Annotated in this window: 25 protein-coding genes; 9 read left to right on the forward strand and 16 right to left on the reverse strand. The window is 68.2% G+C overall.

What is annotated here, in order from left to right; all coding sequences use genetic code 11:
• Positions 1 to 49 precede the first annotated feature (49 nt).
• Positions 50 to 961, forward strand: a complete 912-nt coding sequence (locus ASF51_RS06535; protein WP_055926686.1) for a response regulator transcription factor — start codon at positions 50 to 52, stop codon at positions 959 to 961.
• 37 nt (positions 962 to 998) lie between these two features.
• Here ASF51_RS06535 and ASF51_RS06540 read toward each other — a convergent pair whose 3' ends face one another.
• A complete protein-coding gene (locus ASF51_RS06540) occupies positions 999 to 1,361 on the reverse strand; it encodes an Hpt domain-containing protein (RefSeq protein WP_055926687.1) in 363 nt (120 codons plus the stop codon).
• Positions 1,358 to 2,803: a glycosyltransferase family 2 protein gene (locus ASF51_RS06545; RefSeq protein WP_055926689.1), complete on the reverse strand. Its 1,446-nt coding sequence runs from the start codon at positions 2,801 to 2,803 to the stop codon at positions 1,358 to 1,360. Before ASF51_RS06545 ends, ASF51_RS06540 begins: the two co-directional genes overlap by 4 nt.
• A 125-nt stretch (positions 2,804 to 2,928) precedes the next feature.
• Here ASF51_RS06545 and ASF51_RS06550 point away from each other — a divergent pair, with 125 nt between their 5' ends.
• A complete protein-coding gene (locus tag ASF51_RS06550; protein WP_055926691.1) occupies positions 2,929 to 3,546 on the forward strand; it encodes a hypothetical protein in 618 nt (205 codons plus the stop codon).
• 22 nt (positions 3,547 to 3,568) lie between these two features.
• On the opposite strand, the gene ASF51_RS06555 is transcribed toward ASF51_RS06550, so the two are convergent.
• Positions 3,569 to 4,729 (reverse strand): GGDEF domain-containing protein, encoded by a 1,161-nt coding sequence (locus ASF51_RS06555; protein WP_055926692.1) that lies wholly within the window; start codon positions 4,727 to 4,729, stop codon positions 3,569 to 3,571.
• Positions 4,726 to 6,381 carry a cell wall metabolism sensor histidine kinase WalK gene (locus ASF51_RS06560; protein WP_055926694.1) on the reverse strand — a complete coding sequence of 552 codons (1,656 nt, stop codon included), beginning with the start codon at positions 6,379 to 6,381 and terminating at the stop codon, positions 4,726 to 4,728. The genes ASF51_RS06555 and ASF51_RS06560 overlap by 4 nt, the downstream gene beginning before the upstream one ends.
• Positions 6,382 to 6,486: 105 nt before the next feature.
• Here ASF51_RS06560 and ASF51_RS06565 point away from each other — a divergent pair, with 105 nt between their 5' ends.
• Positions 6,487 to 8,019, forward strand: a complete 1,533-nt coding sequence (locus ASF51_RS06565; protein WP_055926696.1) for a molybdopterin-dependent oxidoreductase — start codon at positions 6,487 to 6,489, stop codon at positions 8,017 to 8,019.
• Positions 8,020 to 8,033: 14 nt separating this feature from the next.
• On the opposite strand, the gene ASF51_RS06570 is transcribed toward ASF51_RS06565, so the two are convergent.
• The 4 genes from ASF51_RS06570 to ASF51_RS06585 all read right to left on the reverse strand — a co-directional run bounded on the left by ASF51_RS06570 (position 8,034) and on the right by ASF51_RS06585 (position 12,068).
• Positions 8,034 to 10,280 (reverse strand): YhgE/Pip domain-containing protein, encoded by a 2,247-nt coding sequence (locus ASF51_RS06570; protein ID WP_055926698.1) that lies wholly within the window; start codon positions 10,278 to 10,280, stop codon positions 8,034 to 8,036.
• On the reverse strand, positions 10,277 to 11,038 hold the full coding sequence (locus ASF51_RS19400; protein ID WP_055926699.1) for a hypothetical protein: 762 nt from the start codon (positions 11,036 to 11,038) through the stop codon (positions 10,277 to 10,279). Before ASF51_RS19400 ends, ASF51_RS06570 begins: the two co-directional genes overlap by 4 nt.
• Positions 11,035 to 11,727 carry a TetR/AcrR family transcriptional regulator gene (locus ASF51_RS06580; protein WP_055926700.1) on the reverse strand — a complete coding sequence of 231 codons (693 nt, stop codon included), beginning with the start codon at positions 11,725 to 11,727 and terminating at the stop codon, positions 11,035 to 11,037. Before ASF51_RS06580 ends, ASF51_RS19400 begins: the two co-directional genes overlap by 4 nt.
• A 71-nt stretch (positions 11,728 to 11,798) precedes the next feature.
• Positions 11,799 to 12,068: a thioredoxin domain-containing protein gene (locus tag ASF51_RS06585; protein ID WP_055926702.1), complete on the reverse strand. Its 270-nt coding sequence runs from the start codon at positions 12,066 to 12,068 to the stop codon at positions 11,799 to 11,801.
• 60 nt (positions 12,069 to 12,128) lie between these two features.
• Here ASF51_RS06585 and ASF51_RS06590 point away from each other — a divergent pair, with 60 nt between their 5' ends.
• The gene (locus tag ASF51_RS06590) at positions 12,129 to 12,614 is read left to right on the forward strand and encodes a DUF3151 domain-containing protein (protein ID WP_044439725.1); all 486 of its coding nucleotides are present in this window, start codon (positions 12,129 to 12,131) and stop codon (positions 12,612 to 12,614) included.
• On the opposite strand, the gene ASF51_RS06595 is transcribed toward ASF51_RS06590, so the two are convergent.
• Complete coding sequence (locus tag ASF51_RS06595; RefSeq protein ID WP_157412030.1) at positions 12,605 to 13,246, reverse strand: Pr6Pr family membrane protein; 642 nt, start codon at positions 13,244 to 13,246, stop codon at positions 12,605 to 12,607. The genes ASF51_RS06590 and ASF51_RS06595 overlap by 10 nt on opposite strands.
• A gap of 151 nt (positions 13,247 to 13,397) precedes the next feature.
• Here ASF51_RS06595 and ASF51_RS06600 point away from each other — a divergent pair, with 151 nt between their 5' ends.
• The 4 genes from ASF51_RS06600 to ASF51_RS06615 all read left to right on the forward strand — a co-directional run bounded on the left by ASF51_RS06600 (position 13,398) and on the right by ASF51_RS06615 (position 16,241).
• On the forward strand, positions 13,398 to 14,684 hold the full coding sequence (locus tag ASF51_RS06600) for an adenylosuccinate synthase (protein ID WP_055926706.1): 1,287 nt from the start codon (positions 13,398 to 13,400) through the stop codon (positions 14,682 to 14,684).
• Between the two features lie 5 nt (positions 14,685 to 14,689).
• Complete coding sequence (locus tag ASF51_RS06605) at positions 14,690 to 15,337, forward strand: GNAT family N-acetyltransferase (RefSeq protein ID WP_055926708.1); 648 nt, start codon at positions 14,690 to 14,692, stop codon at positions 15,335 to 15,337.
• A 63-nt stretch (positions 15,338 to 15,400) separates the two neighbouring features.
• Positions 15,401 to 15,823, forward strand: a complete 423-nt coding sequence (locus ASF51_RS06610; RefSeq protein WP_055926710.1) for an organic hydroperoxide resistance protein — start codon at positions 15,401 to 15,403, stop codon at positions 15,821 to 15,823.
• A 100-nt stretch (positions 15,824 to 15,923) separates the two neighbouring features.
• Positions 15,924 to 16,241, forward strand: a complete 318-nt coding sequence (locus ASF51_RS06615; RefSeq protein ID WP_055926712.1) for a chorismate mutase — start codon at positions 15,924 to 15,926, stop codon at positions 16,239 to 16,241.
• On the opposite strand, the gene ASF51_RS06620 is transcribed toward ASF51_RS06615, so the two are convergent.
• Entirely contained in the window at positions 16,208 to 17,806 is a 1,599-nt protein-coding gene (locus ASF51_RS06620) for a cell wall metabolism sensor histidine kinase WalK (protein ID WP_082479599.1), read from the reverse strand. The two genes, ASF51_RS06615 and ASF51_RS06620, sit on opposite strands and share 34 nt — an antisense overlap.
• Positions 17,803 to 18,507, reverse strand: a complete 705-nt coding sequence (locus ASF51_RS06625) for a response regulator transcription factor (protein WP_055928043.1) — start codon at positions 18,505 to 18,507, stop codon at positions 17,803 to 17,805. The genes ASF51_RS06620 and ASF51_RS06625 overlap by 4 nt, the downstream gene beginning before the upstream one ends.
• A gap of 185 nt (positions 18,508 to 18,692) precedes the next feature.
• Between ASF51_RS06625 and ASF51_RS06630 the strand changes: the two genes are divergently transcribed.
• Positions 18,693 to 19,415: a GNAT family N-acetyltransferase gene (locus tag ASF51_RS06630; protein ID WP_055926713.1), complete on the forward strand. Its 723-nt coding sequence runs from the start codon at positions 18,693 to 18,695 to the stop codon at positions 19,413 to 19,415.
• Here ASF51_RS06630 and ASF51_RS19010 read toward each other — a convergent pair.
• The 5 genes from ASF51_RS19010 to purL all read right to left on the reverse strand — a co-directional run bounded on the left by ASF51_RS19010 (position 19,412) and on the right by purL (position 24,195).
• Positions 19,412 to 19,549 carry an LPXTG cell wall anchor domain-containing protein gene (locus tag ASF51_RS19010; protein ID WP_157412031.1) on the reverse strand — a complete coding sequence of 46 codons (138 nt, stop codon included), beginning with the start codon at positions 19,547 to 19,549 and terminating at the stop codon, positions 19,412 to 19,414. The two genes, ASF51_RS06630 and ASF51_RS19010, sit on opposite strands and share 4 nt — an antisense overlap.
• A gap of 63 nt (positions 19,550 to 19,612) precedes the next feature.
• Positions 19,613 to 20,002, reverse strand: a complete 390-nt coding sequence (locus ASF51_RS06635) for a hypothetical protein (protein ID WP_055926715.1) — start codon at positions 20,000 to 20,002, stop codon at positions 19,613 to 19,615.
• Positions 19,999 to 20,646, reverse strand: coding sequence for a hypothetical protein (locus tag ASF51_RS06640; protein WP_055926717.1), 648 nt, complete (start codon positions 20,644 to 20,646; stop codon positions 19,999 to 20,001). The genes ASF51_RS06635 and ASF51_RS06640 overlap by 4 nt, the downstream gene beginning before the upstream one ends.
• A 35-nt stretch (positions 20,647 to 20,681) precedes the next feature.
• Positions 20,682 to 21,731 (reverse strand): WXG100 family type VII secretion target, encoded by a 1,050-nt coding sequence (locus tag ASF51_RS06645; RefSeq protein ID WP_055926718.1) that lies wholly within the window; start codon positions 21,729 to 21,731, stop codon positions 20,682 to 20,684.
• Between the two features lie 124 nt (positions 21,732 to 21,855).
• Positions 21,856 to 24,195 (reverse strand): phosphoribosylformylglycinamidine synthase subunit PurL, encoded by a 2,340-nt coding sequence (gene purL / locus ASF51_RS06650; protein ID WP_162236928.1) that lies wholly within the window; start codon positions 24,193 to 24,195, stop codon positions 21,856 to 21,858.
• Positions 24,196 to 24,348: the final 153 nt, after the last annotated feature.

The following is a 24,348-nucleotide window of genomic DNA, read 5'->3' on the forward strand; positions in this document are numbered from 1 at the left end:
CCTTTGATGATTGGGGATCACTGTGGGGTTTGAGGCGCAAGACAGACGGATGGCCGTCATCATCGAAGACGATGCAGACATCCGGCACCTGCTCGAGAGCGTCCTCACCCAGGCCGGCTTCGACGTCATCGCCACGAGCAACGGTCACGACGGCATCCAGGCGGTGCGCGCCTACGAGCCCATCGTCACGACGCTCGACGTGAGCATGCCCGGCATGGACGGTTTCGAGGTGGCCAAGCGCCTGCGCACCTTCAGCCAGACCTACATCGTGATGCTCACGGCTCGCGACGAGGAGATCGACACCCTGCAGGGGCTCGAGGCCGGAGCCGACGACTACCTGACCAAGCCCTTCCGCCCGCGCGAGCTGCGCGCCCGCATCGACGCGATGCTGCGTCGCCCGCGCATCGCGTCGGCCGATGAGCCGGTCGCGGTCGTGGCGCCTGTCGCCACCGCGCCTGTTGCCGCAGCTCCTGTCGCCACCGCTCCGGCACCCGTCGCGGCGGCTCCTGTCGCGCCGGCACCCGCGGCACCTGCCGTGGAGCCCGTCACGAGAACGGGCGCTCATGCCGCGCCGGGCGTTCCGGATGCCGCAGAGCCGGCTCCCCGCGAGACGTCGGACGATGGCGGCGAGGGGTGGATCGAGCACAACGGACTCCGACTCAACCGCGAGATGCGCCTGGCGTCGCTCGAAGGCAAAGACCTCGACCTCACCCGCACGGAGTTCGACCTGCTGGTCGCTGTCGTCGAGTCGAAGCGTCGCGTGCGCACGAAGGCCGACCTGGCCCTGCTTCTGCGCGGCGAGAGCTATGTGACCGCCTACTACGTGACCGAGGCCGACAAGCGCGCCGTCGAGGTGCACATGGGCAACCTGCGCAAGAAGCTCGGCGACAGCCTCACGACGCCCCGCTGGCTCGAGACGGTGCGCGGGGTCGGCTACCGGCTCGCGGCGCCCGACGAGTAAAGACTCGTCGGCCCCTCACAGCTCATCGTCTCGGCGCTCACGCGGTCGAGGTGAGCCCGAACCGCACGTCGAGTTCGATGCACGTCTCCTGCCCGACCTGGTCGAGCCGCGAGAGGTGTCGTGCGCAGCCCTCGAAGTCCTGCCGCTCGAGCGAGCTGTGCATCAGCGATGCGGTGGCCTCGATGACCTGCGCGCCGATCATCCTCGACGACGACCGGATGCTGAGGAGCACGACGTGCGTCTCCTCGGCATCGCGGCGGTCGAGGGCGTTCGTCAGCCTCCGGACACGGGTCTCCCAGAGGCTGACGAAATCGCGGGCGAAACGGGAACGCGCCCCCTCGTCCCGACCCACCGAAGTGAGCAGGTCGTGGAGGGCGTCCTCGTCGAGAAGTCGGCTCATACCTTGTAACCGTGCTGGCGCTTGACGAGCTTGGCGAACATGGTGAGCGTCTGCAGAACGGTGATGACACCGAGCACGGGCCACCCGATCCAGAGGATCGTGGACTGCAGCATGATCGGAAGCTGCATCCAGATGACGACCATCGCGACGATGATGCCGGCGGCGACGAGCAGCGGGGTGAGGTAGGCGTTGCCCGAGCCGCGCTCGGCCTTGGCCTGCTCGGCCCAGTTGTCGACCTGCTTGTTGCTGGCGAACTTCGACCAGGCCCGAACGAAGTGTCCGATGCGCACCCACATGTAGAGCTCGGCGGGGAACATCGCCATGGCGAAGAACGTGTCGCGCCAGCTGCGGTTCTTCATCGAGGCCGCGGTGCGCCAGTTCAGCGCGATGGCGACGACCGGCGGGATGAGCCAGACCGGGCTGAAGACGAAGGCGCCGATCGAGAGCGAGGCGATGAGCAGCAGGAAGAACAGGCCGCGGGTGACGATGTTGGCGACCATCGAGAGGTTCTCGAGCCAGCGCAGGCGCAGGTTGGGGTGGAAGGGCTGGCCCTTCGTGTCGCCGCGCTGCCCCGGCCACATGAGCTCGATGGCGCCGAAGTTCCACTTGACCTGCTGGGCGTCGAGGCCGCGCAGCGTGGTCATGCCGCCGACGTTGGCGCGGGCGCGGGCCGAGATCTTCGTGAGGTAGCCGGCGCTCTTGATCTGCAGCGAGAGCAGGGAGTCCTCGACCTCGCTGTCCTTGACCCACGGGGTGGCCTGGTGGCTGTCGGCCATGACCTCGCGCAGCGCTTTGATCGAGAAGATCGAGAACTGGCCGCCCAGAACCGCCATGTTGCGGCCGCGCAGCATGTTCTGCATGTTGAATGCGGCGAACTGGGCGCGCTGTCCCGAGATGAGGAACTTGGCCATGGTGCCCTTGATGGGCGCTTCGTCGATCGAGTAGATCGCGGAGATGCCGCCGATGCGGGTGTCGGAGGCGATCTCGGCTTCGAGCGACTCGACGGCGGTGACGTCTGCCGTGGTGTCGCCGTCGACGCCGAGCAGGTAGTCGCAGCCTTCGACCAGCGAGTAGCCGTAGTTGAGCGCGCCGACCTTCTTGTCGGGGTTCTCACCGATGTCGTGGATGAAGACCTCGGTCTCCTGCGTGACGCCGTTGTCGGTGCGGCTGTGCGGGCCGGCGTACTCGCTGGCGATCTCGACGGTCTTGTCGGTCGAGTTGTTGACGACCACGTGGATGACGTCGGGGAGGCGGGTCTGGGCCAGCAGCGACTCGAGGACCTCTGCGATGGAGTCGGCCTCGTTGTATGCGGGAACGATGCAGCCGACCATGGGGCGGTAGCTCGGCAGGGCATCGACGATGTCGATGAACTCGGTGGCGTAGGCGGCGAGTGCGGGGTCGACAGCCGGCTGGGGCTTCACGTAGCGGTTCGTCTCGGTCATGAATGCAACTGTGCCCGAGCGACATCAGGCTTTCGGCAAGCCAATGACAAGGTCTCCACAAGATATGCTCAAGATTCGCGCACCCCATGCGAGGGGTGAGACGCGACGGTCTGGGGGAATGACGCATGATTCGCAGAAGCTGGAAGAACGCGGCCGCAGCCGCTGCCCTCGGCACGGCCCTGGTCGTGACCCTGAGCGGGTGCGGCACCGCCCCGTGGGCCGCCGGCGAGACATCCGCCGCCACGTCGACCAAGACGTCGACCCCGACGCCCAAGGCCACGATCACCTCGATCGTGAACGAGCTCGCCACCGGCTCAGCCCAGCACCAGCTGCAGGCCGGCGACGCGGCCCTCACCGCCAACTACTGGTCGACTCTCAGCATGGATCAGTGGACCGCCGAGGCGAACAAGCCCATCAGCTTCTCGCTGATCGCGGCCCTCGGAACCGATGAGGGCCAGGGGGTCTACCTGTCGCGGGTCAGCGTCGTCGTCGCCGTGGCCGGGCCGAAGGGCTCCCTCGAGGCGCCGGCTCCGCTGAGCGACCAGGCCTCCGTCACGCCGGGGTACGACATCAAGTCGCCCTACAGCTACAGCCAGACGTTCATCCTGCCCGCCGTCGACCCCGCGGCCACCAGCGTGACCCTGTCGTTCACCTACGAGCTGCTCATCCAGACCACGCCGACGTCGGGCACCTACGCCAAGCAGACGGCAAGCGACCAGGTCACGATCGCGATCGCGGAGTAGCGCGCGGCTGCTCGGGGGCCGCTCACGCGGTCGTGCTGACCTCGATGTGGTTGCCCCCGGCGGCCTTGCTGCGACCGATCGCGTCGATCACGGCCCCTGTCAGAGTCGACAGCGAATAGCCGTGGTCGAAGGTGTCGGCGACGCCGAGACTGGCGGTGAGTCTGATCGTCTGCCTGTCGGGCAGCGGGTTGTCGACGAGGGCGATCTGGATGCGCTCGGCGACGGCGAGGGCCTCGGTTGCGCTGGCGACGGCGACGAGAACGAGGAAACGTCCCGCGGCCGGATGCCCGATCGCCGCCATCACCGGAACGGTGCCGCGCAGCGTCTGGGCGAAGGCGGAGATCGCCTCGTCGCCGGCGGAACGACCGAAGGCGGTGTTCACCTCGGGCAGGCGGTCGATGTCGGCCCCGATCAGCGCCATGCCCTGGTGGGTGTTCTCCGCGCGTTCGAGGTGATCCTCGGCGGATTGCACGAACGATTCCGCCGACAGCACGCCGGCTCGAGACAGGATGCCGACGCTCAAGTCGCCGACGGCGCTGTCGCCGCCCCGCTCCGCTCGCAGAACCGAGACCGTGATCGCCGCGCTGATGATCAGCGCCATCGTGACCACAGCCGCGATGCCCTGGTCGAAGTACAGGGTGAACGCCCGTCCCTCCGGCCCCGAGGCCAGGAATGCGATGGTGCGGGCGAGCATGAAGAAGGCGAAGATCCAGAGCACGATCCCGAGCGAGCGGCCGTTGACGTTGCGGCGCAGCCTGCCGCGCTGCAATTCGACTCCGCCGAGTACGCTCAGGGCGACGAGGCCCAGCCACAGAACGGGTGCTCCGGCCCAGGTGCCTCCTCCCGGGGTCTGCAGTATCGTCACCGCCCCGACGACCAACGCGATCACCACGACGATCCAGAGCTTGGGCGAACGTCCGTTGTGCAGGCGGGCACCGCACCACAGCGCGCCGATCGAGGCGACATAGGCGACGTTGCCGACGACCAGACCCCACCACGCATCGGCCACCGCGGCCTCGACGCCGTAGCCGGCCGCCACGATGATGCCGCTGATGAAGCCGAGGCTCCACATGCGACCTGTCGCGTCATTGCGAGAGAACGAGGTGTTCAGAATGAACGAGACACCGCACAGCACTACCGCGAGGCTGGACATGGTCATCAGGGTGACGACGTCGAGGGTCATGAGTCTGCCTTCGATTCGAGAGACGATTCGCCCGCGGGCTCGCGATCCTTCATGGGGATGGTCATGATGGCCGTCGTGCCTTTGCCGCGCGACGAGTCGAGGCGCAGCTCGCCGCCGTGCTGGTGCACGATGTCGCGACTGATGCTGAGCCCCAGGCCCGAACCGTGCACGGCCGAATTGCGCACCGAGTCGGCCCGGTAGAAGCGGTCGAACAGATGGGCCTGCTCCGCATCCGTCATTCCCCGGCCCGTGTCGTGAACGCGCAGCTCGGCGACGTCCTCTGACGTCGCGGTGAGGCTGACGTCGATGCGTCCGTACGGCACGTTGTACTTCACGGCGTTCGACAGGAGGTTGTCGACGACCTGCCGCAGGCGGAAGGCGTCGGCGTCGAAGACGAGCGGTTCGAGCTCGGGGGTCGTGAACGTGATGTGGCTGATGGATGCAACGGGCGTGATCGACTCCATTCCCTCGCGCACGATCTGCGCGAGGTCGCAGGGCGCGAACACCATCAGCAGGGTCTGTGTCGATTCGCTGGCCGCGGCCAGCAGGTCCGCCACGATGCCCAGCATCCGGTCGGCGTTGCGTGAGGTGATCTCGAGCATCGCCCGTGTGCTGTCGGAGATGTCCTCGTCGAGGGCGAGCTCGGTGTAGCCGACGATCGAGGTGAGCGGCGTGCGCAGTTCGTGCGATACCGACGCTACGAGATCGTCACGGGCCTTGACCGCCTTGAGCTCGGCGGTGATGTCGCGGAAGACGATGACTCCGCCGTCGTAGTGCCCGTGCTCGTCGACGATGGGTCGCGACGAGGTCAGGATGGCCGCCTGCGCCTCCCCGGGATCGCCGAACCACACCGTCTCCCTGTCGATCGTCTCGCCGCGCAGGGCACGCTGGAACGGCCGGTCGCGCTCGTCGTAGGGTGTCGTGCGGTCTTCCCTGTAGATGACGGCGGGAACGATCGAGCCGTCTCCGACCCCGAACGGAGCGACCATCTCGCGCTGGGCTCGATTGATGAGATTCACCCGACCCGAGTCGTCGAAGCCGATCACGCCGAAGTCGACGGCGTCGAACAGTTCGTCGAGCGTCCGCTTCTGCCGGCGGGAGCTCTGCAGCGCCTGCTCGAAGAGATCCGCCTGCTGCTGCAGCAGCGATCTCTGCGCGGCAGCCCGACGTGTCGTGGAGTAGACGGTGGTGGCGACGAAGCCGAGCACGATGGGCACGATACCCAGCCGAGGCAGCACCACCGGATCGATGGTCTCCACGCCGCTGCGCAGGAACTCCCCGCCCCAGGTCAGAACCGAGGGCAGCACAACGGAGATCGCCGCTCCGCGCACGCCGAAGTGCATCGACATCCAAATCGCCGGGAAGACGAAGAGGAAGCTGGCGCCGAGTTGAGGCTGCTCCTGTCGGATGAACGCGATCGCGATGATGTCGAGCAGGGGCAGCGCTGCGATCCACAGCTTGTCGATTCGGCGCCAGGGCACTGCGGCGGACAGCCCGGTCACGGCGAAGACGATGATGACGCCGGCGAAGAACAGGGGCGACGCGAGGGCCTTCGGATCGACCAGGTACGAGATGGTCGCGAGCACCAGCGTGGCCCCGGCCATCAGAAGCTGGGAGAGGAAGACGGAGCGCTCGACGGAGGAACGGGCCATCGCCCGACTGTCCCCCGACACAGCTACCACAGTCGTAGCGTAGCAATCGCCGAGAGGCGCGAATACCGGGCCGTTCTCAGAGAGTCGGCGCGTAAGGTCGAACCCATGCGCACACAGTGGATGGCCGCCCTCGTCGGAGTGCTGTCGGCCCTCGCCGTGCTGGCCGTGGCCGAGGTCGTGGCCGTCTTCGTCTCGGCCTCGTCATCGCCCTTCTTCGCGGTCGGCCAGCTCGCCATCGACCTGGCCCCCGGCTGGCTCAAAGAGACGATGATCGGCCTCTTCGGCACGGCCGACAAGATCGCGCTCTTCGTGATCCTCGGCATCGTGGTCGTGGCGTTCGCCGCGCTCGCGGGAGTCCTCGAGCGCCGTCGACCGCCCCTCGGAGTCGCTGTCCTGGTGCTGTTCTCGGCGATCGCGGTCGTCGCCGTGCAGACCCGGCCCGAGGCCAGTGCCCTGTGGGCGTTCCCGACCGTTCTCGGAATGATCGCCGGAGTGCTGGTGCTGCGCACGGGCGTCAATCGGCTCGGGGCCTGGGTCGACGCGCCGGCGAGTGCCGCGGCAGGGATGCGCAGGCGGCAGTTCCTGACCTTCGCCGGGGTCACGGGTGCCGTCGCCCTGATCGCGGCCGTCGGTGCCCGCGCGATGAACGCCAGCACGGCGGCGGTCACCGCCATCCGGCAGGCGATCACCCTGCCCGCCCCGTCGACGCCGGCGCCGGCGATCCCCGCCGGAACCAGCCTCGACGTGGAGGGCATCACCACCCTCGTCACCCCGAACGAGCAGTTCTATCGCATTGACGTGGCGTTGCAGGTGCCGCAGATCGACCCCGACTCCTGGCAGCTGAAGATCACCGGGCTCGTCGACACCGAGGTCACGATCGGCTACGCCGAGCTTCTCGCCCTGCCGCTCACCGAGCACGTCACCACGATCGCCTGCGTCTCGAACGAGGTCGGGGGAGGCCTCATCGGCAACGCGACCTGGCTCGGTTACCCGATCCGAGAGCTCCTCGCCAAGGCCGGGCCGCAGGCGGGAGCCGACATGGTGCTCTCCTCGGGTCCCGACGGATTCAGTGCCGGCACGCCGATCGAGGCTCTCACCGATCCGAACCGCGAGGCGCTTCTGGCCGTGGGCATGAACGGAGAGCCGCTGCCCACCGAACACGGTTTCCCGGCCCGGATGATCGTGCCCGGCCTCTTCGGCTACGTCTCTGCCACCAAATGGGTCACCGAGATGCGGGTCACGCGCTTCGCCGATGCCGAGGGGTACTGGACTCCGCGCGGATGGGACGCGCTCGGGCCCGTGGTGACCGAGTCGAGGATCGACGTTCCGCTGTCGGGCCAGACCGTCGCATCCGGAACCGTCGCGATCGCGGGCGTCGCCTGGGCGCCGCACACCGGCATCGCCGGGGTGGAGGTGCGCATCGACGACGAGGCCTGGCAGCAGGCCACCCTGGCCGCACCGATCTCCGACGACACGTGGGTGCAGTGGGTGCTGCAGTGGCCGGCGACCTCGGGCTCGCACACGATCGCCGTGCGGGCGACCGACAAGTCGGGGTACACGCAGACGCAGCAGGAGGCTCCGCCCGCCCCGAGCGGCGCGACCGGATGGGACACGATCACGGTGACGGTCGGCGGCTGACCCTGCCCCGCGGCTCAGCCGATCAGTGAGGGGCGCAGGTCTCTCAGCGTGCGCGTTCTCGTCATGCGACGCGCGCCCAGCCACGAGAGAGCGAGCGCACCGAGAAGGAACGCGAGCAGCACGGCCACGTCGGCCCACGCCAGCGCGAGGTTGCCGCCGTACATGAGCTGCCGGATGCCGTCGACCGCGTATCCCATCGGCAGCGCGTGGTGCAGGGCGGCGAGCGGGCCGGGCAGCGTCTGCCACGGGAACGTGCCTCCGGCGGTCACGAGCTGCAGCACCATCAGCACCAGCCCGAGGAACTGCCCGACGCTGCCGAGCCAGACGTTCAGCGCGAGGATGATCGCGGCGTAGGTCACCGAGGTCACGATCATGAATCCGAGCATGCCCAGCGGGTTGGCCACGGAGTAGCCGAGGGCCAGTGTCACGATGCCGAAGACAGCGATCATCTGCACGGCGCCGAGGATGCCGGGGGTCATCAGGCCCGCCGCGGTCACGCGCACGGGCTTGCGGAGCGCGGTGAGCGCCCGCTTCGACAGCGGCTTGATGATCAGGAACAGGGCGTAGATGCCGATCCAGGCGGCGAGGCTGATGAAGAATGGCGCCATTCCCGCGCCGTAGGTGCTGGCCTTGGTCACGGCGCTCGTGTCGATCGCGGCCGGGTCGGAGATGATCGACGCGCTCTTCTCGCGCTCGGCGGACGTCTCGATGGGCAGCTTGCCGAGGCCCTCGGTGAGGCCGGATGCGAGCTTGTGCGCCCCGTCGTCGAGCTTCAGGATGCCGGTCTGCAGATCGGCGGCGCCGGTTGCGAGGGCGGGCGTTCCGGCCGCGAGCGTGCGAGCGCCGGTGTCGAGATCGGTGACTCCACTGCTCAAAGTGGCTGCGCCCGATGCGAGTTCCGGAGTCTTCGCGGCGAGGGTGCTTGTCCCATCGGCAAGCTGCTGCGTTCCGGCCTGGATCTTCGTAGCACCGTCGACGGCCTGGTTCACGCCATCCGTGAGTGAGGGCGCTTTGCCTGCAAGCTCGGCGGTGCCGGCGGCGACCTGTGCGCTGCCCGAGGCCAGGGCAACACTTCCATCGGCAACCTGTTGGCTTCCCTCGGCGAGTTGGTCGAGCTTCAGATCGAGTCCCTGCGCCTGCGTGTTGGCTTCGATCACCTTGTCGCCGAGAGGGTCGAGGTCGGCGAGAACGGCATCGATCTGTTCCTGGGAGAAACCGTCATCCGTCATCGTCTGCTGGATCTGGGCACGGATCACGGGAACGCTGTCTGCCGCGGCTTGAGCGGCAGAGGCGACCGGCGCAGCGGCGTCGGCCAGCGCGGCGTTCCCTGCTGCGACCTGTTGTGCCCCTGCTGTCAGCGTCTGTGCCCCGGTCGCGACGTCCTGGGCCCCGGTGTTGAGGTTTGCGGAGTCGGTCGGCAGAGTCGACACGCCCGTCTGCAGGGTCGTTAGTCCGGCGAGCAACTGGATCATCCCGGTGTTCGCGGCCGATGCGCCCGTCGCTAGAGTCTGCGCGCCGTCATTGGCGGCGGACGCGCCCGTGCTCAGCGTCGCGGCCCCTGCCTGGGCGGTGTCGAGTCCGGTCGCGAGCTGCTGGGCGCCGTCGTTGACGGCCGCCGCTCCCGCGCTCAGGGTCGCCGCGCCGTTCGCCGCGGTGGTCGTGCCGTCGGCGAGCTGGTTCGCGCCGTCGATGGCGGTCTCGAGGCTCGTGCCCACGTCGGCGAAGCCGTCGAGGAACTGCAGTGCCGCCTCTTTTCCGACCTTCTCGGCGATCGACGAGCGCACCTTCTCTGCAACGTTGCCGGCGATGGTGGTGGCCAGGAAGCTGTTCGTGTCGTTGGTCGTCAGCTCGACCGAGGCCTGCTTCGGCGACGCCGTGATGGGCGAGGTGAGGTCGGTCGAGAAGTCCTTGCCCAGGGTGAGGACGAAGTCGAAGGTGCCATCGCTGACGCCCGTCTTCGCCTCGGCCGCGGTGGCCTCGATCCACTTGACGCTGTTGTCCTTCAGCAGCTCGTCGCGCACCTCGTCGCCGTAGTTCACGGTCGAGGTCGTTCCGTCGGAGTCGGTCTGCGTGGCTCCCGTGTCTTCGACGACGAGGCCCACGGGCACATCTTTGAGGTTGCCGTAGGGGTCGTTGTTTCCCCAGAGGTAGAGCCCCGCGTAGATGATGGGAACGCACATGAGAGCGACGAGCGCCAGGATTCCCATCCTCGATGAGGTGAGTCGGCGCAGTTCGGCGCGGACGAGCGTGACGATGGTCATTTCTTGTCTTCTTCTTCTGCTGGTGCAGGGATGTCGGGCTCGACGGGGTCGGGCTCGGGTTCAGGTTTGGCTTCGGGCTCAGGCTCGAGCTCGGGCTCGGGTTCGGGGTCTGCTTCGGGCTCGGGTGGCAGCACGTGCTTCGGAGCCACCGTGGGCTCCGGCTCGGCGAGGGCGGCATCGAGCAGCGCCACAGACGCGGCTCCCGCGATCACGAGAACGGCGTAGCCGCGCTCGGCCAGACCCTCGGCGATGGGATACCACTCGAGCGGGTCGCCGCCGTGCCGGTCGGGGGAGGTGAGCACGAGCGCCTCGACGTCCTCCCTCATGGCCGCGAGCTCGGCGAGCACGTGCAGCCGCACGGTCGCCGGAACGTGTTCGATGGGGGTGCGGGCGAACTCGCGTGCGCCCAGCGTGTCGAGCGTCTCGAGAACGACCTTCGACGACGAGGGCAGCTCGGCGAACATGAGCTCCTCCTGCACGATGCCGTCGAGCCGCAGTCCGGCGGCCGGCTCCGAGATGTCGGGTGCATCGACGACGGCCACGGATGCGCGCAGCTGGTCGCCGCTCGCCTCGGGGTCGCGGGTCACCGAGCCGTGCTCGGGGATCATGCGCCCGCTCGCGATCAGCGCGAGCAGCGTCGGCCGCTGGGCGGTCTCGGTGGCGATCAAAGTGACGGCGCCGCTAGAGAAGCCGACCGTCGTCGGGCGCAGCGCATCCGCACCCTCGCCCGCGGTCACGTCGACGAGGTCGATTCTCATTCGGTGTCTCCTGCGTGGTGGGATGCGTGCGGCTGGGCGTCGGGGGCGAGCTCGGGCGACGCGTCGATGAGTTCGGCGGCCTCGCGCCATGACAGCCCGGCGGTGCTGAGGGCGACGAGCATCACCAGCCGGTGGCCCTCGTCGCGCGAGATGTCGGCGCGGACGGCCTCGTCGAGTACCGACAGTGCGGCACCCTCGATGAGGCGGGCGAGTGTGCCGGGTTCGATGTCGGTTCGCAGCTGCCCGGCCTCGACTCCCTGCCGCACGAGGTCGAGTACTCCGCGCCGCACGGGCTCGAGGCCCTTGCCCACGATCTCGCGGCGGGGGCCGCGAATGGCGAGCTGCGCGGTGACGCGCACGTCTTCGACCTCGCTCCAGAGTCGCGCGCCGACCAGGGCGAGGGCGATTCGCGCATCCGAATGCCGGATGGGCGCGAGCGCCGCCGTGACCCGGGCGATGCCTCGGTCGTTCAGCTCCGCGACCAGCTCGTCGCGAGTGCTGAAGTGGCCGTAGATCGATCGGCGCGACAGGCCGGCGGCCGATGCGATCGTCTCGAGCGACGCATCCGGGTCGTGGTTGAGCTCGGAGATGGCGGCGTCGAGGATGGCGACCCTGTTCTCCGCCGCGTCGCGCCGAGGTGCGCGGGGCGGCCGGGAGGCGCGGCGGGGGGAGGTGCTGGTGTCGGTCACGGGACGATTCTAATAACTTGCACATCAATGTGCAAGTTATTTCGAGTGAGGCCCGATCGCCCCGTCCCCGCCTAGAGGTGGCGGGCGAGAAGAGTCAGCACCTGGTCGGCCGTGGGCACACCGGATGCGCGGGCGAGCTCTGCGCCCGATTCGTCGCGAACCACGACGGTCGGTGTCGCGACGATGCTCGCCCGCTCGGCGTCGTCGGGGCTCGAGGCCACGTTCGACTCGCTGAAGTCGACCCGATCGCGCACGAATGGCCGCACCTGCTCGAGAACGCTGCGGGTCTGCGTGCACGCGCCGCAGAAGCTCGAACTGTAGAGGTGCACGGAGAGGGGCATACAGAGTGCAACGCCATCGCGGCCCCGGGATTCCCGATGCGGCTGGCGTACCATCGAGATATGAGCGGCGACAACCTCCTCGGCCTGCCCGAGACACTCCTTCCCGAAGACACTGCAGTGATGGAGGCGCTTGCGGAGCGCTCCCCGGCCACGGCGGCAGATCTGGGCGAGCTGGTCAAGCAGTTCCCCACGTCGTCACTGCTCTGGGCGCTGCTCTCCGAGGAACTGTGGGCTGTCGGTGCGGTCCTTCCGTCGTACGCCTACGCCCGGGTCGGCTACCACCGCGGCCTCGACGCCCTGCGCAAGGGCGGCTGGCGGGGGCAGGGACCGGTTCCCTGGTCGCACGAGCCCAACCGCGGCGTGCTGCTGTCGCTCTACACGCTGCGCCGCGCTGCCGAGGCGTTCGGCGAGGTCGACGAGGTCAAGCGCCTCGGAGACTTCCTTCAGATGTCCGATCCGCGCGCGATCGACGCCATCGAGGCGACGATCCGCCCCGTCACCGACCAGCCGGTGACCGAGGCCATCATCATCCGCGGTCAGGACTGACGCAGCGAAGCATCCCGCGCGAACCGCCTGCTGTAGGCGATCGCCAGAGCCCCGAGGCCGAGCAGGCCGACGCTCAAACCGACGATGTACGCGATCACGCTGCCCCAGCCGTCTGTCGCCGGGTCGAGGAACGGGTACGGGTAGATGCCGTTCGACACGGCGCCCCGCAGCAGCGAATAGGCCAGCCAGGCGACGGGGTAGATCATCACGACACCGAGCCGCCGCCAGGCCAGAGCCGGGCGCCCGGGCGACACGAGCCAGTCGAGAACGATGAGCAGCGGCATCCAGACGTGCATGACCTCGCTCGGCCAGCCGAGCGCCTGAAAGCCCTCGCTCGGGCCGTCGTCGCGCAGCAGCAGGTTGTAGACGCCCGCGGTGACGATCGCGTAGGCGAGTGTCGCCATGCGAACCGTCGTGAAGAGCACGGTGTCGCTCGGGCGTCGCAGCGCGAGAACCCCGCCGACCACGAAGACGACGATGTTCATCAGGGATGTCTCGATGGTGAAGTAGCTGAAGTACTCCCAGGGATCGAACACGTTGTTCACCACCCGGTCGGCGATCTGGATGGCCATGGTCACCAGCAGGCCGACGCCCGCCAGAAGACGTATCGCTCCCACCACTCTTCTGCTCATGGCACCCATTCGTAGCAGAACGCCCGCCGGGTTTGCCCTCGACCGCGGATCAGTCGCCCGCCGACCCGCCTCGGGTACCATGGGGTGGAACCTCTTCGCAGTGTTCCGGCCACTCCTCGTTCCCGAGGCCACTGACCGATAGGACTCTTCAATGCCAGCGATCGTTCTCATCGGCGCCCAGTGGGGCGACGAGGGCAAGGGCAAAGCCACCGACCTGCTCGGCGAACGCGTCGACTACGTCGTCAAGTTCAACGGCGGCAACAACGCCGGCCACACCGTGGTCGTCGGCGACAAGAAGTACGCGCTGCACCTGCTTCCGTCGGGCATCCTGAGCCCCGGCGTCACCCCCGTCATCTCCAACGGTGTCGTCGTCGACATCGAGGTGCTGTTCCACGAGCTCGAGGCGCTCGCGGCCCGCGGGGTCGACGTCTCGAAGCTGCTGGTCTCGGCCAACGCCCACGTCATCACGGCCTACCACCGCACCCTCGACAAGGTCACCGAGCGCTTCCTCGGCAAGAAGCAGATCGGCACCACCGGTCGGGGCATCGGCCCGAGCTACGCCGACAAGATCAACAGGGTCGGCATCCGTATCCAGGACCTGTTCGACGAGGGAATCCTCCGCCAGAAGGTCGAGGGCGCCCTCGACCTCAAGAACCACATCCTCGTGAAGGTCTACAACCGACGCGCGATCCAGGTCGACGAGGTCATGGCCGATCTCCTGTCGTACGTCGAGCGGCTGCGCCCGATGGTCGCCGACACCTCGCTCGTGCTCAACCGTGCGCTCGACGAGGGCAAGACGGTGCTGTTCGAGGGCGGCCAGGCCACGATGCTGGATGTCGACCACGGCACGTACCCGTTCGTCACGTCGTCGAACGCCACGTCGGGCGGCGCGGCCACCGGCTCGGGCGTCGCGCCCAACCGCATCGACCGCGTGATCGCGGTCGTCAAGGCCTACACGACCCGCGTCGGTGCAGGCCCGTTCCCCACCGAGCTGTTCGATGAATCCGGCGAGTTCCTGCGCTCGAAGGGCTTCGAGTTCGGCACCACCACCGGGCGCCCCCGTCGCTGCGGCTGGTACGACGCGCCCATCGCCCGCTACAGCGCGCGCATCAACGGTGTCACCGACTTCGTGCTCACCAAGCTCGACGTGCTGACCGGGCTCGAGGCCATCCCCGTCTGCGTCGCCTACGACGTCGACGGAGCGCGGGTCGACGAGGTCCCCGTCTCGCAGTCCGACTTCCACCACGCCGTTCCGATCTACGAGGAGTTCCCCGGCTGGACTGAGGACATCACGGGTGCCCGCGAGTTCTCCGACCTGCCCGTCAACGCGCAGAACTACGTGCTGGCCCTCGAGAAGATGAGCAACGCCCGCATCTCGGCCATCGGCGTCGGCCCCGGTCGCGACGAGATCGTCGTGCGGCACGACCTGCTCGAGTAGCAACCGTGGCGTGTGAGCGTCCGCCCTTCGGCGACGTCGTCGAGGGGCGATTCGTCTCGTTGGAGCCGCTGACCCGACGACTCGTGCCCGAGCTGTTCGCGGCCATCGGGCATCCTCGGGTCTTCGACGGCGGTTACGGCGGCGGCCCCGCCGCCTACCGCGACACGCTCGAGGGCTTCACCCGGTTCGCCTCGTCGTACTACGCGTGGGATGCCGCGAACGTGCATGCGGTGCGGCTCGTCGGCGGGCCGCACGACGGCCTGCTGGTCGGCACATCGACGCTCGGCGACCTGGATCCGTCTCTCGGCTACGCGCACCTCGGCTGGACCGCCTACGATCCCCGGGTCTGGGGCACGGTCGTGAACGCCGAGACGAAGCTGCTCATCCTCTCGTCGGCCTTCGACAACGGGTTCGAGCGCGTGAAGATCCAGGCCGATGTGCTGAACACGCGGTCGCGCGCCGCCATCGCGAAGCTCGGCGCCACCTTCGAAGGGGTCTCCCGTCACGACATGCGGCGGGCCGACGGCGCCTGGCGCGACTCGGCGATCTTCTCGATCCTCAGCGAGGAGTGGCCGAGGGTCAGGGCAGGCCTCCTGGCCCGGATCGAGCGGCAGGGAGACGTGCCGGTGACGCTGCGCCCGGCGGCAGAGTAGTCCGTTCGCGCGGCACATTCTATGACGCTGCACTCAGGGTCGTTTCGTGGTGGACTAGTGCTCATGGAAGCTCTCTACACTGCAATTGCCCATGCATCCGGCGGGGGCCGCGACGGCCACGTTCGAAGCGAAGACGACCGCCTCGACTTCGACACCCGACCTCCCGTCGAGATGGGCGGGAGCGGCGAGGGAACGAACCCCGAGCAGCTCTTCGCCGCCGGCTACTCCGCCTGCTTCCTCGGCGCCGTGCACGCCGTGGGGCGCGAGCTGAAGCTCGACACGAAGGACGCGGCCGTGTCGGCCAGCGTCTCGATCGGCCCGAGCGCCGACACGGGCTTCGAGATCGCCGCCGAGCTCGACATCTACATTCCGAACGTGACGCCCGACGAGGCGCGGAAGATCGCCGAGACGGCCCACAAAGACATCTGCCCCTACTCGAAGGCGATCAGCGGCAACGTTCCGGTGATCCTCAACATCGTCGAATAGCGCGCCCGTCGTTCCCTGAGCCTGTCGAAGGGGCTCCCTCCGACGGGCTCCCTTCGGCAGGCTCATGGAACGGGCTTCACGACTCGGTAGAGTTTTCGGTATGTCTGACTCCGCCGCCACCCCAGAAGATGCCCTCCGACAGCTCGAGGGAATCCGCCAGAGCATCGACAACATCGATGCGGCCCTGATCCACCTCCTGGCGGAGCGGTTCAAGTTCACCCAGAGCGTCGGCGAACTCAAGGCCGCCAACGGACTTCCCCCTGCAGACCTCGAGCGCGAGGCCCGTCAGATCAAGCGGCTGCGCGCGTTGGCCGAGGAGTCGCACCTCGACCCCGACCTCGCCGAGAAGTTCCTCAACTTCATCGTGGCCGAAGTCATCCACCATCACCGACGCATTGCGGAGGACTCGGGGGAGTAGCCCCCGGGGGAGTAGCCCCCGGGGGAGTAGCCCCCGGGGGAGTAGCCCTCGGGCCGCACTGCGGCGCCGACCACTCCCTGAGCAGGGTCGGCGGCAGCCCCGACGATCCGCACTGTGAACCGGGTGCCCTCGCTCGACGAGGCGACCGTGATCTGACCGTCGTGCGCATCCACGATCGACGCCACGATTGCGAGGCCGAGACCCGAGCTGCCCGCGGTGCGCGACCGCGACGAGTCGCCACGGGCGAACCGCTCGAACAGCTCGGGCACGAGGTCTTCGGCGATGCCCGGCCCGTCGTCGCAGATCGAGAGCTCGACCGCCTGGCGGCCCTCGGCATCCGGCACCAGAGCGAGACGTGCGACGACGGATGTGCCGGGCGGGGTGTGCACGGCGGCGTTCGAGAGCAGGTTCATCACGAGCTGGTGCAGCCGCTCCTGATCGCCCACGACGGGAGTAGGGCCGTCGGGGACATCGAGGGTCCAGGTGTGCTCGGGATACGCGGCGCGCACGTCGCTGACCGCATTCACCACGACCTCGCCCAGGTCGACCTCGTCGAGATGCAGGTCCTGGCCCTCGTCGAGTCGCGCGAGCAGCAGCAGGTCGCTGACGAGTGAGCTCATGCGTTTCGCCTCGGATTCGATGCGCGCGAGCGAATACTCCGTCATGGCGGGAAGCTCGGCGCTGTCCTGCCTCGTCAGCTCGGCGTAGCCCTGGATGGCGGCCAGCGGCGTGCGCAGCTCGTGGCTGGCGTCGGTGACGAAGCGGCGCATGCGAGTGTCGGTCGCGGCGCGCACGGCGAGGGCGTCGTCGACGTGGGCCAGCAGCAGGTTCAGGGCCTCCCCCACCTTGCCGACCTCCGTGCGTGGATCCGTGTCGGCCGTGTCGACCCGGGTGGTGATCGCCACCTCGCCGCGGTCGAGGGGCATCGTGGCCACCGCCGCCGCGGTCGCCACGACCCGGTCGAGCGGGCGCAGGGTGTGCCGCACGATGAGGATCACGCCGAAGACCACGATGAGAAGCGCGAGCACGGCCATGGTCGAGATCGTGACGGTCTCCTGCAGTACGGCCGCGTCGGCGGTCGCCATCGAGACGCCCGCGATGAGGGTGTTGCCCTTGCTGTCGAGCTGCGTGGCGAGCCTGTAGGTGCCGAGCCCCGGCAGTGCAACGGTGCTGCGGCTCTCCGCGGCCTGCGAGACCTGCTCGAGCCGCGAGATCACGGCGTCGTCGAGCCCCGTCGCCGTCTCGTCCGAGAACTGCGCGGAGTCCACGATCTCTCCGTCGGTGGCCAGGGCGATGATGGTGCCCGCGCCGTGGCCCGTGTAGTCGACGAACGGCTTCACGTAGGGCCTGCCCGACGAGTCGGTGGGTGGGGAGTCGTCGTTGCGGAGTCGCTCGACCGTGTGGCTGAGGCCCGACATCGAGCCCGACAGCTGCGTGTCGACGACGGTGGTGACCGAGGCGGCGAGGGTGATCACACCGACGACGCCCACGATCGCGAAGACGGCCGCCACGACGGTGCCGATGCCGACGACGAGGCGGCGTCGCAGGGTCCAGGGGCGGCTCATTCGGCCGGCCTCAGCATGTAGCCCACACCGCGCACGGTCTGGATCATGGGGGAGCGTCCGGCGTCGATCTTCTTACGCAGGTACGACACGTAGAGGTCGACGATGCTGGCCTTGCCGGCGAAGTCGTAGTTCCAGACCTGGTCGAGGATCTGGGAGCGGCTCAGCACGCGCCGAGGGTTGCGCATGAGAAAGCGCAGCAGCTCGAACTCGGTCATGGTGAGCTGCAGGGGCTCGCCGCCCCGGTTGACCTCGTAGCTCGTCTCGTCGAGCAGCAGGTCGCCCACGACGATGCGGGAGTCCTCTTCGGAGGAGGTGAGGATCGACCGCCGCAGCAGGCCGCGCAGCCGCGCCACGAGCTCCTCGAGGCTGAACGGTTTGGTCATGTAGTCGTCGCCGCCGGCGGTGAGGCCGATGATGCGGTCGTCGACGGAGTCGCGGGCGGTCAGGAACAGCGTGGGGAAGTTCTGCTCGATGTCACGCAGCTGTCGCAGCAGCCGGATTCCATCGGTGTCGGGCAGCATGATGTCGAGCACGACGACATCCGGCCTCGTGTCGCGGTAGAGCTGCAGGGCCGTCGCGCCGTCGTGGGCGATGTCGACCACCCAGCCCTCGTAGGCCAGGGCGAGGCTCACGAGGCTCGTCAGCACGACCTCGTCGTCGACGAGCAGCACCCTGATGGGCGAGCCGTCGGCACGATACATGCGGGGCAGCTTGGCGAGCACGGCCCGCCGCCGCCCGGACGTCACCTCGTCGTCTGAGATCGGAGAGTACGTCACCTCGCCATTATTCGCCCCTTCGGGGCGTCGATTCGACGAAAGCCGCCGATTCATAGACGGCTCAAATATTCGCACACACGACTCCGGTGAGCGGCACGTACCGTCGGCGCATGACCACCACGAGGCTTCCCACCCAGGCGACCCTGGGCATCCGCTCGATTCGGATGCGGCCACGCTCTCTGGCCGCCCTGTGCCTCCGCCGCCTGCGTGACGCGCTCGCGTCGCGGGGCGTGCGGCGACCGCGGATGCTGAGGGGTCGTCGGCTGTCATCGCCGATCGACGCCCCGCAGATCCGAACGACCCGCCTCGAGCTGCGTCCCCACCGCCGAGACGACGCCGACGCCTGGTTCGACCTGCAGTCGCAGGAGTCCGTCACGAGGTTCCTGCCGTGGCCGCGGCGCAGCAGACGCCAATCGGCGCGGCACCTGGCCGACCGCACTCGGCACACTCGACTGTGGCAGGCGGACGACTTTCTCGCGCTGGCCATCGTCAGGGACGGCCGGCTGATCGGCGACGTCTCGGCTCACTTGCGAACGGTGGATGCCGGTGGCCGGACGCTCGAGATCGGCTGGGTCATCCATCCGGAGTCCGGCGGCAGGGGATACGCGACCGAGGCGGCGGACGCCCTGCTCGACTTCGCGTTCGACGAGGTGGGTGCTCGGTTCGTGACGGCCGTGACCGACCCGCGGAACGTTCGGTCGTCGTCGCTGGCTCGTCGTCTCGGATTCGTCGAACTGCGAAGCGAGGGCGACGAACTCGTTCTGGCGGTCGCCGCGGAGACGCACCGCGAGAGGGCGGCCATCGCGCGGAGTGTCCGCCCGAATGAGGGCTAGAGGCGGTTGTCCTTATTGCGGGCGCGGAGGGCCCGGGCGACGATGAAGAGCGCCGCTCCGACGAGGAGCACCACGAGTCCGAGCACGATGTAGGTCGAGACGGTCAGGCCGGTCTGGGCAAGTTCAAGGGGCATGTCGGTCACCTTTCCAGTGGCTACTCTCTCACGTCGACACCCTGTCGCGGGCGCAGACGGGTCTCAGCTGAGATTGCGGGGAAGACCGCGGGCGATGCGCAGCTTCTGTGCGCGCCGTTCCTTGGCGTAGTACATCCATGACCAGACCGGCGCACCGTACGACAGGATGATGAAGAACCACATCACCGGGGTGAGCTCACTGTCGCCGGGAGCGGCCGGAAGGAGCCCCAGACCCTGCGCGATGATGAAGCCGATGAAGACGGTGACCGCGGTCATGATGACGGTCAGGAGAATCGAGAGGACAAGCAGTCCGGAGGCCGAATTGACGGGCTTGACCAGGCTTCCCTCGCTGCCTTTGTAGACGCCGTATTCCTCAGGGCTGAGGCCGCGGCGCTCCGCGTCCCGCTTCGCCAGCTCGGCGAACCTGCGGGCTCGATCCGCCCGATCGTTCACGACGCCGCCGTGAGACCGTCGCGGAGCTGTGTGATGGCGTCTCGCAGCTCAGGCGCCGTGAGTCCCGTGCGCTCGACCACGTCTTCTTCGCCGGGGACCAACGTGCCGACGGCCCAGCCCGACCCGTCCGGACGGACGAGAAGGACAGCGTCTCCGTCTGCGACTCGAGCGCGCAGCATTGCGGTTCCCTGCGGGTGCTGGCGCACGTGTTCTTCGAGGATCTCGAGCTCCGCGTCGGGTCCCGACACGTCGGGGTCTTGAGCGAAGACGAACCAGGTCATGAGCGTTCGGGGCTGCATGAGAAGCGAGACAGGGTCCGACTCCACGTGCACGACCGTGTCGGTGATGTCGCCCTGCATCAGGCTGATCTCCGTCCAGAGGGTGGCTCGGCCCAGTGCATACGCAACGGGCAGCGCCGCGTCGGCGACGTCGAGATCGTCGTCGGTCACCTCGGCGAAGCCCCGTGCAAGCAGCGATGAAGCGCCTGCCACCGGCACGGAGTCGGATCCCATCTCCTCGGAGAGGCGCAGAACTGCAGCACTCATCACGGCTTCGGGCGTCGACATGCGCTTCAACAGGTAGGCGATCTCGGCATAGCCGAATCCGATCGGCGAGGAGGTCGCCGTGGAGGTCTGGTCGGTCATTTTCGTGACGGTCCTTTCAGGTCAAGACTCGACCATCATCCGAAGAAACCGGAGATGCCCTTGCCCAGGTTTTCGATGCCCTTGCCGACATCATTGGCGAACTTGCCGGGATCCTTGATCGCGCTCGACACGGTGTCGGCGACCGCGTTCGCACCCTTGCCGATCGCATCGCCTGCGGCTGCGACCGTACCGTTGACGAACTCCTTGACGACGGGAATCTCATAGATCGCCACGGCCGCGCTGGCGACCTGGAAGACGGTCCCGGCGGGTGGCGGAAGGAAGCAGGCAACTCCCATGGCCGTCTTGACGCCCGACCACACGGCGTCGCCCGTCTTTCCCTCGATCGCGTAATTGACGGTGTCGACTGCGCCGAGCCCGACCCCGAGCCATCCGAGGCCGCGGCCGAGGCCGCCCTTCCCGAGGGACTCCAGGACCTTGCCCTTGTCCTGGAAGAACAGCGGGGCCTCTTCGAAGAAGTCCTTCGCGCCCTCGAGGGCAGGGAAGTACTTGTTGAGGTTCTTGAGCCCGAGACCATCGGTCACCGTCTCCATATTCCTGTAGACATCGTCGAACTCGGGAAGCAGCTTCCACATGTCCGGGTCCGCGAAGATCTCCGGGCCGAGGTTCCACATCGCTGTGAGTCCGTAGAGGTTCTTCGGCAGGCCGGCCAGTGCCTTGATCACCCCATAGTCTTTCCACTCGCCGCGGAACGCATCCCACGGGGTGGGAGAGCCGGGACCACCGGGCCCGCTCGGGCCGGGATTGCCGGGGGTGCCCGGTGCGCCGGGACCGCCGCCGCCGGGGCCTCCGTCGACCTGGCTCGTGGCCGTCTGCTCGTCGGCGTTCTTGATGAGCGTGGTCGACCCGAGCTCGAGTGCGTGCACGACGGTGTTGCCGAGCTGCTTGACCTGCGAGTTCCAGCGCTGCTGGAATGCGCTCGCGTCGGGGCCCTGCCAGCTCTGCGTGGAGTTGACCAGAGACGACACGGTCTCGAGCGAGGAGCGGATCTGGTTCGAGCCCGAGGAGAACTGCTTCGCCAGTGCCCTCAGCTGATCCGGGTCGGCGCCGTAGAACCCTTGTGCCATCGTGATCCTCCGTGCTGATGTCGAGCCTGTCGTTGTCGCTTCAGGCTAGCGTTCGGGCCCGCTCGGCTCGATGGGGAGAACTCCCCATGCGGTCGGCGGGCCCGGCTGCGTCAGTACCCCTGCGTCAGTACCCGACGACGTCGCCGAAGTGCTGCTGCAGGGTGGCGCGGTGCGTGCCGCGCAGCTCGTCGAGCGACACGTCGAACTGGCCCTGGATGCTGATGCCCGGCTCGGTCGAGTCGGTCACGCCGACCCGGATCACCGGGTAGCCGCGGCCCTCGCAGAGGCCGATGAACTTCACGTCGTCTTCACGCGGGACGCTGACGAGCACCCGGCCCGTGGTCTCGGAGAAGAGCGCCGTGGCGATGTCGACGCCGTCGCGCAGCATCAATTCGTCGAGGAACACCCGGGCGCCCACGCCGAAGCGCATCACGCTCTCGACCAGTGCGGTGGCGAGTCCGCCGTCTGACAGGTCGTGGGCCGAGGCGATGATCGACTGCTGCGCGCCCGCGGCGAGCAGCCCGGCGAGCGTGGCCTCGTTCGCCAGCGACACGGCCGGCGGGCGACCGCCGAGGTGGTCGTGGATGACGCCCGCCCAGGCCGAGCCGTCGAACTCGACGGTCGTGGTGCCCAGCAGGTAGATGTTGTTGCCCTCGTCCTGCCACCCGCTCGGGATGCGCTTGGCCACGTCGTCGATCACGCCGAGGATGGCGACCACCGGGGTCGGGTGGATCGGCTTGGTGCCCGTCTGGTTGTAGAACGACACGTTGCCGCCGGTGACCGGGATCTCGAGCTCGAGGCATCCATCGGCGAGGCCCTCGACGGCCTTCGAGAACTGCCACATGACCTCCGGGTCCTCGGGAGAGCCGAAGTTGAGGCAGTCCGAGACGGCGACAGGCGTGGCGCCCGTGGAGGCGACGTTGCGGTACGCCTCGGCCAGGGCCAGCTGCGCGCCCTGGTACGGGTCGAGCTGGCAGTACCGGCCGTTGGCATCCGTCGCGATGGCGAAGCCGAGCCCCGAGGTCTCGTCGACGCGGATCATGCCGCCGTCGTCGGGGAAGCTCAGAGCCGTGTTGCCCAGCACGTAGCGGTCGTACTGGTTGGTGACCCAGCTCGGGTCTGCGAGGTTGGGCGAGCCGAGCAGGCGCAGCAGCTGATCGCGCAGCTCTGCCGCCGTGGTGGGACGAGGGAGCGTGGCCGCGGTATCGGCCTGCAGCGCGTCGATCCAGCTCGGGTACTCGACGGGGCGGGTGTAGACGGGGCCGTCGACGGCGACCGTGCGCGGCTCGACGTTGACGATCTCCTCGCCGTGCCAGTTGATGATCAGGCGGCCGGTGTCGGTGACCTCGCCGAGAACGCTGGTCTCGACATCCCACTTCTCGACGACCTTCAAGAAGCCCTCGAGCTTCTCCGGGGTCACGACGGCCATCATGCGCTCCTGGCTCTCCGACATCAGGATCTCTTCGGCGGTGAGCGAGGGGTCGCGCAGCAGCACCTTCTCGAGCTCGATGAACATGCCACCGTCGCCATTGGAGGCGAGCTCGCTGGTCGCGCACGAGATGCCCGCGGCGCCCAGGTCCTGGATGCCCTCGACGAGCTTCTCGCGGAACAGCTCGAGGCAGCACTCGATGAGCACCTTCTCGGCGAAGGGGTCGCCCACCTGCACGGCGGGGCGCTTCGTGGGACCGCCGGCCGAGAACGTGTCTGAGGCGAGAATGGATGCTCCGCCGATGCCGTCGCCGCCGGTGCGAGCACCGAAGAGAACGACCTTGTTGCCGACTCCGCGCGCGTTGGCGAGGTGCAGGTCTTCGTGACGCAGCACACCCACGCTCAGGGCGTTGACGAGGGGGTTTCCCTGGTACACCGGGTCGAACCAGGTCTCTCCGCCGATGTTCGGCAGGCCGAGGCAGTTGCCGTAGAACGAGATGCCCGAGACCACGCCGTGCACGACGCGAGCCGTGTCGGGGTCTGAGATGTCGCCGAAGCGCAACGCATCCATCACGGCCACCGGCCGCGCACCCATCGAGATGATGTCGCGCACGATTCCGCCGACGCCGGTCGCGGCGCCCTGGAACGGCTCGATGTAGCTGGGGTGGTTGTGGCTCTCGATCTTGAAGGTGACGGCCCAGCCCTCGCCCACGTCGACGACGCCGGCGTTCTCGCCCATGCCGACCATGAGGTTCTGCTTCATCTTCGGCGTGACCTTCTCGCCGAACTGCCGCAGGTAGATCTTGGAGCTCTTGTAGGAGCAGTGCTCGCTCCACATGACGGAGTACATGGCGAGCTCGCCCGACGTGGGGCGGCGGCCGAGGATCTCGCGCACCTTGGCGTACTCGTCGGCCTTCATGCCGAGGGCCGCGTACGGCTGCTCCCGGTCTGGGGTGTCGATCGCGTTCTGCACGGTATCGGCGGCGGCGCGAGCGGTAGCCGTGTGAATGGAGAACGTTGCAGCAGAGTCAGACACGCGAGAAGGGCTCCTTAGTGGGGCAGGCGGTGAGCGCCTCAATCCTACCGGCCCCGGGAATGCGCGGGCCCGGAGCGGCGTTGGCCCTGACGAAGTAGCGTTGAGTGTTGCTACATGCGTGTCCCGAAGTTCTTCTGCCCCACCTCGAAAGTC

This window comes from Agreia sp. Leaf283 (assembly GCF_001422485.1).
Taxonomy (GTDB): Bacteria; Actinomycetota; Actinomycetes; order Actinomycetales; family Microbacteriaceae; genus Agreia.